Source organism: Cellulosimicrobium sp. MI9406 (assembly GCF_040595865.1).
GTDB classification, from domain to species: domain Bacteria; phylum Actinomycetota; class Actinomycetes; order Actinomycetales; family Cellulomonadaceae; genus Cellulosimicrobium; species Cellulosimicrobium funkei.
Genome location: NZ_JALIZI010000005.1, coordinates 380546 through 393555, shown reverse-complemented (window position 1 = coordinate 393555; position 13010 = coordinate 380546). Strand labels below are relative to the sequence as shown.

The window sequence follows — 13010 nt, the reverse complement described above, 5'->3', positions numbered from 1 at the left end:
CCAGGGACGGCTGCGCGGTGGCCGGAGCCGGGGCGGGCTGCGCGGCGGCCGGAGCAGGAGCGACCGGCTGCGGTGCGGCCGGAGCCGCCGCGGGCTGCGTCGCCACCGGCGCGACGGGCTGGGCCGCGGCCGGCTGCTGCGGCGCTGCGGGCTGGCCGGGCGTCGCCGGAGCCGCCTGGGTCGGCACGCCGACGGGTGCGCTCACCGGAGCCCACGCCGTCTGGCGCAGCGCCGGCTGACCGCCGGGCGCACCCCCGCTCGCCCCGGACGGCTGCCCTGCCTGCGGCCCGCTCCCCGAGCCGTCAGAGGGTGGAAATGCCATTGAGAACACTCTCCAAGACGCTCAGGGACAGACCCGAGTGGTTGCTGCCGTGACCCGTGTGGACGTTGAGCGGGGTCGACGTGTGGACGGTGATGTAGTTGTCCTCCTGCAGGTCCGCGACGAGCACCTTCGTCACGCCGAGCGGCAGGCGCAGGAGCGCGGAGAGCTCGGCGATCGAGACGTACGTGTGCGCGGCGTGCTGGAGGATCGAGCGCTTCTCGGGCGGCAGCCCGAAGCTGTTCACGGCACCCGGCATGACCTCGACGAGCGCCTCGAGCGGGAGGTCGGACGTGGCGGACCGCACGCGACCACCCGTCACCGCGTACGGGCGGACGGTCGCCGCCTCGTACCCGTCGTGGGCTCCCATGCTGCCGAAAGGTACGTTCGTCATCGATCAGTCCTCATCCCACCGGGGTTCGGGTCGCACCGTCGACCGGAAGGCTACCCCGCATCTCCGAGATGAGCTGCGGCGTCAGGGTCGCCTCCGTGCGCGAGACGAGGAGCGCCATCTCGTAGCCGATGAGGCCGATGTCGCAGTTCGCCTCGGCCACCACGCCCAGGACGGAGCCGTTCGACACGTTCATGAGGAACAGGAACCCGTTGTCCATCTCGATGATGGCCTGCCGGACGTTCCCGCCGTTGAGCTGGCGGGCCGCACCGCGGGTCAGGCTCGACATGCCCGAGACGATGGCGGCGAGCTGGTCACCGCTCGTCCGGTCGAGCTGGTCGGACATCGCCATGAGCAGGCCGTCCGCCGACACCACGAGCGTGTGCCGGCTGCCCGGTACGGTCCGCACGAAGTTGTCGAGCAGCCACCCGAAGTTCGTGGCCTCGGTGCTGAGCGCGTTCACTGTTCCTCCTCGTCAGTTGCCGCAGACGGCATGTCGTCACCGCGCCTGCGGCGCTGAATCAGGGACATAATCCATGGCCTCGGGGTTCCACGTCGAACTCGTCTCGTCCTGCCCCTCGACGCGCCCGCGGGCGGTCGCCGACTGGAACGCCGACAGGCGCGCCCGCAGCTGCTCCGGGTCGCGGTCGATCCGTGCCGTGAAGCGGTCGACGTACCCGTCGCGCTCCTCGCCGCGCGAGCGTCGCGCGAGGCCCGACGCCGCGGCGTCGACCTTGAGCGGCTGGTAGATGCCGTCGTTCGGGTCCGCCAAGGTCGCTTCCTGGAAATCGGTGCTGCCCTGCAGCAGGGTGGACATCTCCTCGTACAGCACCGCCGACGCCATCCAGTCCGACCGCGCCTCGACCGAGTCGGACACGTAGCCCGCGTCCAGCGGCTCGAGGGACTCCGCGACCGGGCGCCGGGCGAGCGGGCTCGGCGGCCCGTAGCCCGACGTCGCGTCCCCGGTGGGAGCGGCGTCCCACCCGGCCGCAGGAGCCGGCTCGGGGCGCGGCTCTGCCGGTGCCCACGCCGACGCGGCAGCCGCCGCAGGCTCCGGCGCGGACGGCCGGTCGACGGCGCGGTACGGGGCGTCCTGGACCGGCGGAAGGCTGCGCGTCTCCTGCACCGGAGCCGCCGGCGCCTCGGGGGCGAAGGGCGGCGTGGGCGCAGCAGGGAGGTCGGCGCGCGGCGCGAACGCGGACGTGCGTGCCGGCGCGCCCGGCTCCTGCCGCGCGGCCGGGGCCGCCTGGACCGGGGCGGGCGCCGCGGGCGCAGGTGCCACCGGGTTCGACGCCGCGGGTGCGGCCGCCGCCGGTGCCGGCGTCGACCCGGCCGGGCGCGAGGCGAGCGCCTCGGCCGAGGGGCCGGCGGGTCGCGTCGCCTGCGGCGTGGCGGTCGTCCGCGGACGACGCCCGAAGAGACCGCGCTTGCGCGCCTGGCTCTCGCGCAGCGATCGGCGCGTCGGGAGGTCGGCCATGAGCTCCTCGAAGCGCGGCAGCGCCTCGAACGAGAGCTCGGCGGGGATCTCCTCGGCGCCGTCCCCGGCACGACCCTCGGCCACGACCGGGACGTCCGTCTGCTCCGGGGCGGAGGGCGCCACGGGCCGGACCTCGGTCGCGGCCTGGCTCCGGTCGGCGAGCGGTGCGCGCTCGGCCGCGGGCTGCTCGGGCTGCGCCGCCACGGGCGGGACGACGCGGGTCGCGTCGAGCGGCGCGTCGGCGAACGACGACGGCGCCCAGCTCGCGGACGCGGTCTCCTGCACGGGCTCGGGCTCCCACGCCTGCTCGGCGGGCTGCTGCGGCGTCCACGTCTGCTCGGCGGGCTGCTCCGGGGCCCAGGCCTGCTCGGGCCCCCAGGCCTGCTCCGTGCCCGTGGCCGCGCTCGGGGCGGCCGGCTGCTCCGCGACCTCCGGCGGGGTCCAGACGACCTCGTGGTGGACGGCGGCCTCGGCCGTCGGCACGTCGCTCACCAGCGGGATGTCGGTCGCCGTGACGTCCGGCGCGACCGGCAGCTCGACCGGGTTCTCGGTGACCGGCCGCTCGCCCACGGGGCGGAAGCTCGAGAAGAGCGCGCTGCGGGTGCTGACGTCGAGCACCGGGATCTCGGCCGAGACGGGCTCGACCGGGGTCGCGGCGGCGCGGGACCGGCTCGGGAGCGCCGACGCGGCGGGAGCCACCTCCGCGGGCGGGGTCCAGGCCTCGTCCGCGGCGGGCAGCTCGTCCGGGAGCGCCGGGGTCGCGAGCGGTGGGAGCACGATCGCGCCCGTCTGCGGGCCCGACGCGAACGACGCGCTGGGCGCGGCCGCCGCCGGGTCGACCGTGCGGGAGCGGCGACGCGGCATGCCGGTCTGCGTGGTGCCGTCGGTGAGCGCGTCGAGGTCGACGGGCACACCGGCGGGTGCCTCGGGCTCCACGGCCGCGACGGACGCCGTCGGGACGGGCGCGGGAGCGGCGGGCTCGGCGGGGAGCGCCGGCATCACGCCCGTGCTCGTCAGCTGCTGCGCCGCGGCCTGGGTGCGCGTCTCCAGCGGGTCCGTCGGCTGCGGGAGCGGGACGTTCGAGTCCGGGACGAAGAGGACCGCCGGGAAGGACACGACGACCTCGGTGCCCTGCTCGTCGCCCCCCGCGCTGAAGCGGACCTTGGCGCCGAGGCGCTCCGAGAGGCGACCGACGACGAACAGGCCCAGGCGCTGGGCGCCGACGACGTCCGAGGCCGCGTGCGTCGCGACCTTCCGGTTCGCCTCGGCGATCTCCTCGGCCGTCATGCCCAGACCGTGGTCGCGGACGGTGATGTGCACGAAGTCCGCGTCGCGGCCCGTGGTGACCTCGACGGGCGTGTGCGGCTCCGAGAACATCGTCGCGTTCTCGAGGAGCTCGGCGAGCAGGTGCGCGGCGTTGAGCGCGTTGTGCCCCAGCATGAGCGGGTCGACGACGAGGTTGAGGCGCACGCGGTCGTACAGCTCGATCTCGGAGGACGCGGTGCGGATGACGTCGGAGGCCGGCATGGGCTGGCGCACGCGGCGGCCCGAGTCGATGCCGGCGAGCACGAGCAGCGACTCGGCGTTGCGGCGCATCCGGGTCGCGAGGTGGTCGAGGCGGAAGAGGTTGGACAGCGTGCCCGCGTCCTCCTCGGAGCGCTCGAGGTCGTCGAGGAACGCGAGCTGGCGGTTGAGGAGCACCTGGTCGCGGCGGGCCACGTTGACGAACATCTCGGCGATCGAGCCACGGAGCGCGGCCTGCTCGCGGGCGACCTTGATCGTCGTCTGGTTCACGTCGTTGAACGCGGTCGCGAGCTGGCCGACCTCGTCGCTGGACTCGACGGTGATCGGCGCGAGGTCGATGCCCGGGCCCTGGCCGGGGACGGCGACCTGCTCGACGAGCTTGGGCAGCTGGTCACGGACGTCCTCGGCGGCGTCGGTGAGACGCCGCAGCGGGTTGACGATCGCGCGTGCGATGAAGCCCGCCACGAGGATCGAGGCGACGACCGCGGCGAGCGTCACGAGGATGGTGATCACGGCGCGGGTCGTGGCGGCTCCGGCGAGGTCCGAGGCCTTCTCCGCGGTCTCGGTGCGCACGGCGTCGCGCACGGGGGCGGTCTGGTCGCGATCCTCTTGCGAGAGGTTTGGCCACTGCTCCGCCTGGCTGGGCGGCGTGGCGGCAGGGCGGGACCCGATGAGGTTCTGCCGGATCTGGTTGTAGGTCGCCGTCGGCGTCTCGAGGCGGGCCTCCCCCGGCAGCTGGCGGACCGCGGCCCGCGCGCGGGCGGCGAGCGCGTCTCCGGTGGTGACGAGGACGGCGGCCTGCTGGTTGGTGACGGTGTTCTGCTGGCCCGCCTGCGCGGCCTGGAGCACCGCCCCGGCGAGCGGCTGCTCGAGCGCCTGCTGCGCGAGCAGCTCGTCGAGCAGCACGTAGGTGTCGAGGTACTGCGCAAGGCTGCGGTCGGGCGTCGTGTCCGCGAGCGCTCGCGGCACGTCCAGCGCCGCGTCGATGAGGTCGCCGTACATCGAGTTGCGCTGCAGTTGGCCGAGGCCGGACCGGTCGATCGCCTGGCGGACACCTGTGAGCTCGGACCGGTCACCGATCGTGTCGGCCACCGCCTTGCGCACGCGGGGGTCGAGCGCCGACGTGTTGAGCCGCTCGTACGCCCGGTCGCGCGCGTCGAGCGCGCGGTCCGTCTTCTCGCGCTGCGCCATCATCTGCGCCGTGGCTTCCTCGGCCGTGTCGCGCGTGCTGTTCGCGTCGAGGAACGAGTACGTGCGCTCGGCCGCGATCTCGGTCCCTGCCGCGTCCTGCGCCGCGAGCGCCGCGACGAGCGCGCTCGTCTGGCTCGCGTCGCGCGCGGACCCGATGGCCTGCGCCGAGATGATCGCCGCGGCGGCGAAGAGGACGAGGACGGGCACCGCGAGTGCCGCAAGGATCTTCCCGCGGACGCTCAACCTGCGGAGCATACGAACCTGCCTCCATCACCTGGTCCACCCGTTCGGCGGCATGGTCGACGCGCGTGGCAGCGGCGCCTCCCGGGCTCGCTCCCCGGTCGTGCGTACTAACTATCGGTGCACAGCTCCCGGACACCTAATCCGCGAGGAACGCGAACAATCGCCCTCGCCCCGCGGTGCCCCCGTCGGTGATCCGGCGCCTCCCGGGCCCTCCGCGTAGTCTCGGCGAGATGCGAGGCGTCACGATATCGGGCCCCGGTGGCCCTGAGAAACTAACGGTTTCCACGCTCCCTGACCAGACCCCTGGGCCGGACGAGCTCGTGGTCGACGTCGCTTCCGCTGGCGTGAACCGTGCTGACCTGCTACAACGCGCTGGATCCTACCCTCCCCCGCCCGGCGCACCCGACTGGCCGGGCCTGGAGGTCTCGGGCACGGTGGCCCGCGTCGGGGACGCGGTGTCGGGCTGGTCGGTCGGCGACCGGGTGGTCGCGCTGCTCGACGGCGGCGGGTACGCGGAGCAGGTGCGGGTGCGCGCGACGCAGGTGCTCCCCGTCCCCGAGGGGGTCGACCTCGTGGACGCGGCCGCCCTCCCCGAGGCGGTGTGCACCGTCTGGAGCAACGTGGTCGACGTGGGCCGCCTGGCGCCCGGCGAGTGGTTGCTCGTGCACGGCGGCTCGGGCGGCGTCGGGACGGTGGGCGTCCAGCTCGGTGCGGCGCTGGGGGCGCACGTCGCGGTGACCGCGGGCGGTCGCGACCGCGCCGACCGGTGCCTGGCGCTCGGGGCGAGCCTCGCCGTCGACCACCGCGAGGAGGACTTCGTCGCCGCGGTGCGGGACGCGTCGGGCGGCCACGGCGCGGACGTGGTGCTCGACGTCGTCGGGGCCGCCTACCTGCCACGCAACCTCGAGGTCCTCGCCACGGGCGGGCGCCTCGTCGTCATCGGCATGCAGAAGGGCCGACGCGCGGAGCTCGACCTCGGCCTCCTCCTCGCCCGGCGCGCCACGGTGGCCGGCACGACGCTGCGGGCCCGCCCGCCGCAGGAGAAGGCGCGCATCGTGCACGAGGTGCTGACGCACGTCTGGCCGCTGGTGGAGGACGGCCGGGTGCGGCCGGTCGTGCACGCGCGCCTGCCGCTCGACGAGGCGGCGCGCGCGCACGAGCTGCTCGACTCGGGCGAGGTGTTCGGCAAGGTGCTGCTCGTCCCGTGACGGCGGGTCGCGCCCGTCGGTGCGCGCGGGGGTGGCACGCGCAAGACTGGACCCATGGCTGACGAACCGCGCGACCCCCGTCCCGACGAGCCCACCGCTCCCGACCCCGCGGCGACCGCGCAGGGCGACGACGAGCCCGGCCGTTCCACCGTGGTCATGCCCGACGGCACGGGGGTGAGCGTCGTCGAGAGCGACGACTCGACCGACCCCGACCGCAACCCGGCGACCGTCATCGAGGAGCCGGCCAAGGTCATGCGCATCGGCGGCATGATCAAGAAGCTCCTCGACGAGGTGCGCGACGCCCCGCTCGACGAGGCGGCGCGCTCGCGGCTCGCGGAGATCCACGAGCGGTCCCTCACGGAGCTCGAGGAGGGCCTCTCGCCGGACCTCGTCGACGAGCTGCACCGCATCACGCTGCCGTTCTCGGACGACAGCGTCCCGACGGACGCGGAGCTCCGGGTCGCGCAGGCGCAGCTCGTGGGGTGGCTCGAGGGGCTGTTCCACGGCATCCAGACGGCGCTCGTCGCGCAGCAGATGGCCGCGCAGGCGCAGCTCTCGCAGATGCGCCGGGCCCTGCCGCCCGGCTCGCTGCCGCCCATGGGCCCTGGCACGCCCGGCGGGATGCCGGGGCAGCAGCCGCGCCCGGACGAGCACGACGGCCGCCCCTCCCCCGGCCAGTACCTCTGAGGTCCCGGCCGCTCAGGCGGGCGGGGGGTCGGTCGGCGGGGCGCCGTCCGGCTCCCCGCGCGCTCCCGGGCGGGCGGCGGTCATGGCGATCGCCCCGGAGACGAGCACGAGGCCGACCAGCTCCAGGGGGCTCGGGACCTGCCGGAGCACGACGGCGCCCACGACGGCCGCCGTCGCCGGGAGCAGCGCGAGGAGCACCGAGAACGTCGCCGCGCTGACGCGGCGCAGGATCACCTGCTCGAGCGCGTAGGGCACGACGGACGAGAACAGCGCGATCCCCGCGACGGCCAGGGCGTGCCGCCAGTCGCCGAGCACCGGAACGGCGTCCGGCGCGAGGAACGGCGCGAACGCGAGCGCGCCCACGGTCATCCCGACCGCGAGCGACGTGACGCCCGAGCCCCCCACGGCGACCCGGCGGCCGAGCACGATGTACGCGGCCCAGCACGCGGCAGCGACGCCGATCGCCGCGAGACCGAGCACGGCGTCGTCGTGCGGGAGGTCGGACCCGACCGTCACGCCGGCGAGCAGCACGACCCCGGCCGCCGCGACCGCGATGGCGCCGCGCTCGCGCCAGCCGCTGCCCGTGACCGCCGCGACCGCGACCGGGCCGAGGAACTCGATCGCGACGGCGGTGCCGAGCGGGAGGTGGTCGATCGCGACGTAGAACGCGAGGTTCATCGCCGCGAGCGCGACCCCGAAGACCGCGGCCCACGCGAGGTCGTGCCGCGTCCAGCGCCGCCGCCACGGGCGGCGCCAGGCCAGCAGGAGCAGCGCGGACGCCGCGATGCGCAGCCACCCCACCTCGACCGCCCCGGCGACGGCGAACAGCCCGACGGCGATCGCCGCGCCGAGGTACTGCGTGAGGCCCGAGACGACGAACAGCGCCGGTGCCGGGACGCGGTCGAGGGCGGCGGTTCGGGTGGGCACCGACCGACTCTACGACCGCGCCCGCCCGGGCACGTCGCACGCCGGTCGTGCGACGGCGGCCCGTCCGCCGTGCGGGACGGGCCGCCGCCACCGGCTCGCTGCGGCCGGCGTCAGCCCTTGACCGAGCCGGCGAGCAGGCCGCGCACGAAGTACCGCTGGAGCGCGAGGAACACGACCACGGGCACGACCATGGAGATGAACGCGCCCGCCGGGAGCAGGTGCCAGCTCGCGCCGCGCGAGCCGGACAGCTCGGCGAGCCGCACCGTGATGGGTGCGGTGTCCTGGCCGGACGCGAACGTCAGCGCGACGAGCAGGTCGTTCCACACCCAGAGGAACTGGAAGATGCCGAACGCCGCGATGGCGGGGACGAGGAGCGGCATGAGGACCTGGAAGAAGATCTTCACGTGCCCCGCGCCGTCGACCCGGGCGGCCTCGACGAGCTCGCGCGGGATGTCCTTCATGAAGTTGTGCAGCAGGAAGATCGCGAGCGGCAGCGCGAAGATCGAGTGCGACAGCCACACGGGCCAGAACGAGCCGTCGATGCCCCAGTCCACGTACTGGGTGAGCAGCGGGACGAGCGTGACCTGGATGGGCACGATCTGGAGCGCGAAGACCGCGACGAACAGCAGGTTGCGGCCCTTGAAGTTCACCCACGCGAACGCGTACGCGGCGAGCGACGCGAGCGTGATCGGGATGATCACCGCGGGCAGCGTGATGACGAGGGAGTTGACGAAGTAGGTCGCGAAGCTCGTCGAGCCGCCGAACAGCGCGTCCGTGTAGTTGTCGACCGTGAACTCGGGGTTCGCGAACGCCTCCCACCACCCTGACCGGCGGATCTCGCGCGGCGGCCGGAACGACGTGACGAGGAGCCCGAACGTGGGGATCGTCCACAGGACGGCGAGCACGATCGCGATGATCGACGCCGGCCGCGAGGAGACCTTGCGGCGCACCTTGTCGGCACGCGCGTCGAGGCCGGCGACGACGCCCTTGCCGCTGCCCTCCTCGACCGTCTCGTCGACGAGCGGGGCGTCGGGCACGGAGGCGGACAGTGGGGTGCTCATCGGATCTCCTCCGCCTGCTTCAGCTGCCGCACGTTGTACACGATGATCGGGATGACGAGCACGAAGAGGATGACGGCGAGCGCGGCGCCCAGACCCTGCTCGCCCTGGCGCAGCGCCTGCGTGTAGAACTCGTTCGCCACGACCGACGTCTCGAACCGGCCGCCGGTCATCGTCCGGACGATGTCGAAGACCTTGAGCGTGCCGATGGCGATCGTCGTGAGAACGACGACGAGGGCCGGGCGGATGCTCGGCACCGTGATGTAGCGGAACATCCGCATGCCGCCGACGCCGTCGAGCCGGGCCGCCTCGACGATGTCGTCCGGGATGGCGCGGATCGCGGCGGCGAGGATCGTCATGGCGAACCCGGCCTGGATCCAGATCATCACGAGGATGAGGAAGAACGTGTTCGCCGGAGCGCTGAGCAGGAACTGCTGCGGCTCCAGCCCGAGCCACACGAGGACCTGGTTGAACAGGCCGATCTGCGGCTGGCTGGCCGGCTTGTACTCGTACATGAACTTCCAGATGATGCCCGCGCCGACCATGGAGATCGCCATGGGTAGGAAGATCAGGGTCTTGGCGAGCTTCTCGAAGCGGGACCGGTCGACGACGACCGCGTACACCAGCCCGAGGAACGTCGAGACGAGCGGGACGACGATGACCCAGATCGCGGTGTTGCGCAGGACGATCTGGAACTCGTCCCGCGTGAACGCGGTGACGTAGTTGTCGAGCCCGACGAACGCGGAGCCCGTGCGGTTGTAGAACGAGTCGCGGATGGTGCGCAGCCCCGGGTACAGCAGGCCGAACGCGAGCATGACGACCGCGGGCCCGGCGAACGCGATCGCGACGACCCAACCGGGCACACGCTTCGGCCGGTCGACGAGGAAGAGGATCAGACCCATGACGACGACGAAGAGCAGGATCGCGACGACCATCACCGCGAGCTTGCCCCCCGTCCCGGAGGGTTCGAGCAACCAGTCCATGTGAGGCTCCTGAGGTGGCCGGCGACGGCCGGGAGGACGAGGTGGACGACGAGGGACGGTCGGCGAGGGCGGGCCGCCCGGGTCCTGCCCGGGCGACCCGCCCCCGGGGTCGACGCGCGGGCCCGGGGCCCGACGACGTGGCTCGCGCCGCGCCGTCAGCCCCCGGGCCGCTCGCGGGTCAGGACGTCGGCCAGGACGCCTCGATGGCGTCGAGCACGGCCTGGTCGGACTTGTCGCTCGCGATCCACTCGGTCATCTCGGACCAGAACGAGCCGGCGCCGACGGCGGCGGGCATCATGTCCGAGCCGTCGAAGCGGAACGTGTAGCTCTCGTCCGTGAGCAGCTCGTACGCCTGCTGGTCCATCGGCGACTGCAGCAGCTCGGGGTCGAGGCCGTTGTTGGCGCTGATCCAGCCCTGCGGGGTCACGCTCGCCTTGGCGTTGGACCACTCGGGGCTCGACAGGTACGCGTGGAAGGCCTGGACCTCGGGACGGTCGTTGAACGCTGCGACGAACTCGCCGCCACCGAGCAGCGGCTTGTCGTCGGCCGACTCGCCCGGCAGGTAGAACGCCCACACGTCGCCGTCCTCGGCGACCTCGAGGTCGGGGTCGAGGGTCGTCCAGTTCGCCTGGTAGAACGTGGCCTGGCGGTGCATGTAGCACAGGCCGTCGATGATCGGGTACCCGCCCTCGGTGAACTCGGTCGTCGCGATGCTGCTCACGTCGCCCAGGCCGCCGTTGACGTAGTCCTCGTTCTTCAGCACGTCGCCGACCGTGGCGAGGGCCGTGGCGATCTGCGGGTCGTTGAACGGGATCTCGTGGTTGACCCACTGGTCGTAGACCTCGGGGCCCGCCGTGCGCAGGACGACGTCCTCCATCCAGTCGGTGGCCGGCCAGCCGGTCGCCTCGCCGGACGCGATGCCGGCGCACCAGGGCTTGACGTCACCCTCCGGGTTGTCGGCGACGATCTGGTCGGAGAGCTCCATGAGCTCGTCCCACGTCGTCGGGACCTCGTAGCCCGCCTCCTCGAACATGGACGGCGAGTACCAGACGAACGACTTCACGTTCGCACCGAGCGGCGTCGCGTACAGCGTGCCGTCGACGGTGCCGTAGTCCTTCCAGGACTCGGTGTAGTACTGGTCGACGTTGGCCGCGGCCTGCTCGCCGACCGGCTGGATCGCGTCGGGGAAGTCCGCGACGATGCGGCGCAGGAGGCCGGGCTGCGGCAGGTACGCGATGTCGGGCGCGCTGCCGGACTGGATGCGGACGGGGAGCTGGGCCTCGAACTCCTTGGAGCCCTCGTACTCGATCGTCGCGCCCGTGCACTCCTCGAACGGCTCGTACGACGCCTGCTGCTGCTCGGCCTCGGTGTCGACGATCGTCGAGTAGACCGAGACGGTCTTGCCGGACAGGTCGCCGTACTGCTCGAAGTCGGCGCAGTCCACCTCGGCGCTGGGCGACTCGTCGTCGCCCCCGCCGCCGCCCCCGCTGCTGCACGCCCCGAGCACGAGCGCGAGGCTCGCGCCGCCGGCGGCGACCGCCAGCGTGCGGCGACGCGCCGCGCTGGTCCTCGTGGTCCTGGTCATCTCAGCCTCCACCTCGTCGTGGGTCCGGACGCCGTCACCCCGGTCCGGTGAGGACCGGGCGCATCGCGACGTCGCGAGCGCGGGTGCGCTCTCGCCCTCCCCCCATGCAAGCGGTTGCATCCTCGGGGTGCAAGCACAGCGGAGGTGAGTTTGCGTAACGATTCCGTCACGCGCGGCGGGTGCGCGCTCTCTCGGGGCCCGCAAGGCTGGCCGCGCTCCCACACCGTGCTCCTGCCGCGGCGCCGGCGCGGGCCGGGGACGCGGCCGGGCCTACGCGCCCGGGGCGAGCGGCGCCGTCGACCCGCGCCGGACGAGCTCCGTCGGGTACGTCAGGCTCTCGGGCACCGGGGCACCGTTGATCATGTCGAGCAGCAGGAGCGCCGCGTCGAAGCCCTGCTGGTAGGCGTCCTGCGCGATCGTGGTCAGGCCGACCAGCTCGCCGAGGTCGTGCCCGTCCACGCCCACGACGGACAGGTCCTCCGGCACCCGCCGGCCCAGGTCGCGGGCCGCGAGGATCGCGCCCATCGCCATCTCGTCCGACGCCGCGAACACCGCGGTCACGTCCGGGCGACGGCGCAGCAGCTCCGCGGTCGACTCGCGGCCGCCCGCGACGTCGAAGTCGCCGTTCACCTCCAGGTCCGGCTGCACGACGACGCCCGCCTCCTCGAGCGCGCGCACGTACCCCCGCGCGCGCTCCACGGGCGGGGACCACGACGACACCAGGTCCGGCACCCCGGTCACGTGCCCGATCACCCGGTGCCCGAGGTCGAGCAGGTGGCGCGTCGCCGCGCGCCCGGTCGCGACGTCGTCGAGCCGGACCGTGACCTGCTCCGCCGGCCCGGACCCCACGAACGCCAGCGGGCGCGCCAGCCCGACGAGCGAGCGCACCTCGTCGTCGTCCAGCGGCAGCCCGACGACGAGCGTCCCGTCCACGCGGTGGCGCAGCACGCTCGGGTCGACCCGCCGGCGCGACGACGTGCGACGGACGTCGAACGTGTAGAGCAGCACGTCGTAGCCGAGGTCGCGCAGGGCGCGCTCGGCGCCCTCGATGACGTTGGCGAAGAACCACCGGTTCACCCACGGGGTCAGCACGCCGATCGTCCGGGTCCGCCCCGTGGCCAGGGACGACGCCGACGGCGTGGGCACGTACCCGAGCCGCGCCGCCTCCGCGAGCACCCGCAGGCGCGTCGCCTCCGAGACGTTCGGCAGGCCGCGCAGGGCGCGCGAGACGGTCGCCGTGGACACCCCGGCGGCCTGGGCGACGTCGTCGATACCTGCCACGACGGGTGATGCTGCCACGCCGGGACGGACCCTGGCGAGGCGCCGTGCCGCATCGTGAGCAGATCGATGCAAGCGCTTGCTCCCGCGGGGACCGATATCGTGGTCGGGCCCGCCTCGGCACCGCTCGGCACGCCCG

The 13010-nt window shown here is 73.8% G+C and carries 11 protein-coding genes; 2 read left to right on the top strand and 9 right to left on the bottom strand.

Annotation, left to right across the window (positions count from 1 at the left end; genetic code table 11):
• The 4 genes from MT994_RS12010 to MT994_RS11995 form a co-directional block, all read right to left on the bottom strand.
• Positions 1 to 205: hypothetical protein (locus MT994_RS12010; RefSeq protein ID WP_354806428.1), on the bottom strand; the 205-nt coding region annotated here is incomplete at its 3' end.
• Between the two features lie 97 nt (positions 206 to 302).
• Complete coding sequence (locus MT994_RS12005; protein ID WP_021483501.1) at positions 303 to 713, bottom strand: DUF742 domain-containing protein; 411 nt, start codon at positions 711 to 713, stop codon at positions 303 to 305.
• A 10-nt stretch (positions 714 to 723) separates the two neighbouring features.
• Positions 724 to 1173, bottom strand: coding sequence for a roadblock/LC7 domain-containing protein (locus tag MT994_RS12000; protein WP_021483502.1), 450 nt, complete (start codon positions 1171 to 1173; stop codon positions 724 to 726).
• 36 nt (positions 1174 to 1209) lie between these two features.
• Positions 1210 to 5145, bottom strand: a complete 3936-nt coding sequence (locus tag MT994_RS11995; RefSeq protein WP_354806426.1) for an ATP-binding protein — start codon at positions 5143 to 5145, stop codon at positions 1210 to 1212.
• 230 nt (positions 5146 to 5375) lie between these two features.
• On the opposite strand from MT994_RS11995, the gene MT994_RS11990 reads away from it, so the two are divergent.
• Together MT994_RS11990 and MT994_RS11985 are read left to right on the top strand one after the other, a co-directional pair.
• Positions 5376 to 6353: an NAD(P)H-quinone oxidoreductase gene (locus MT994_RS11990; protein ID WP_031315140.1), complete on the top strand. Its 978-nt coding sequence runs from the start codon at positions 5376 to 5378 to the stop codon at positions 6351 to 6353.
• A gap of 54 nt (positions 6354 to 6407) precedes the next feature.
• Positions 6408 to 7040: a bacterial proteasome activator family protein gene (locus MT994_RS11985; RefSeq protein ID WP_354806425.1), complete on the top strand. Its 633-nt coding sequence runs from the start codon at positions 6408 to 6410 to the stop codon at positions 7038 to 7040.
• Positions 7041 to 7052: 12 nt separating this feature from the next.
• On the opposite strand, the gene MT994_RS11980 is transcribed toward MT994_RS11985, so the two are convergent.
• From MT994_RS11980 to MT994_RS11960, 5 genes are all read right to left on the bottom strand, one after another.
• Positions 7053 to 7967: an EamA family transporter gene (locus MT994_RS11980; protein ID WP_354806424.1), complete on the bottom strand. Its 915-nt coding sequence runs from the start codon at positions 7965 to 7967 to the stop codon at positions 7053 to 7055.
• A gap of 110 nt (positions 7968 to 8077) precedes the next feature.
• The gene (locus MT994_RS11975; RefSeq protein WP_021483010.1) at positions 8078 to 9028 is read right to left on the bottom strand and encodes a carbohydrate ABC transporter permease; all 951 of its coding nucleotides are present in this window, start codon (positions 9026 to 9028) and stop codon (positions 8078 to 8080) included.
• On the bottom strand, positions 9025 to 10008 hold the full coding sequence (locus MT994_RS11970; RefSeq protein ID WP_034652574.1) for a sugar ABC transporter permease: 984 nt from the start codon (positions 10006 to 10008) through the stop codon (positions 9025 to 9027). The genes MT994_RS11975 and MT994_RS11970 overlap by 4 nt, the downstream gene beginning before the upstream one ends.
• Before the next feature lie 178 nt (positions 10009 to 10186).
• Entirely contained in the window at positions 10187 to 11593 is a 1407-nt protein-coding gene (locus tag MT994_RS11965; protein WP_086149324.1) for an ABC transporter substrate-binding protein, read from the bottom strand.
• Between the two features lie 270 nt (positions 11594 to 11863).
• Complete coding sequence (locus tag MT994_RS11960) at positions 11864 to 12892, bottom strand: LacI family DNA-binding transcriptional regulator (protein WP_021482978.1); 1029 nt, start codon at positions 12890 to 12892, stop codon at positions 11864 to 11866.
• Positions 12893 to 13010 lie beyond the last annotated feature (118 nt).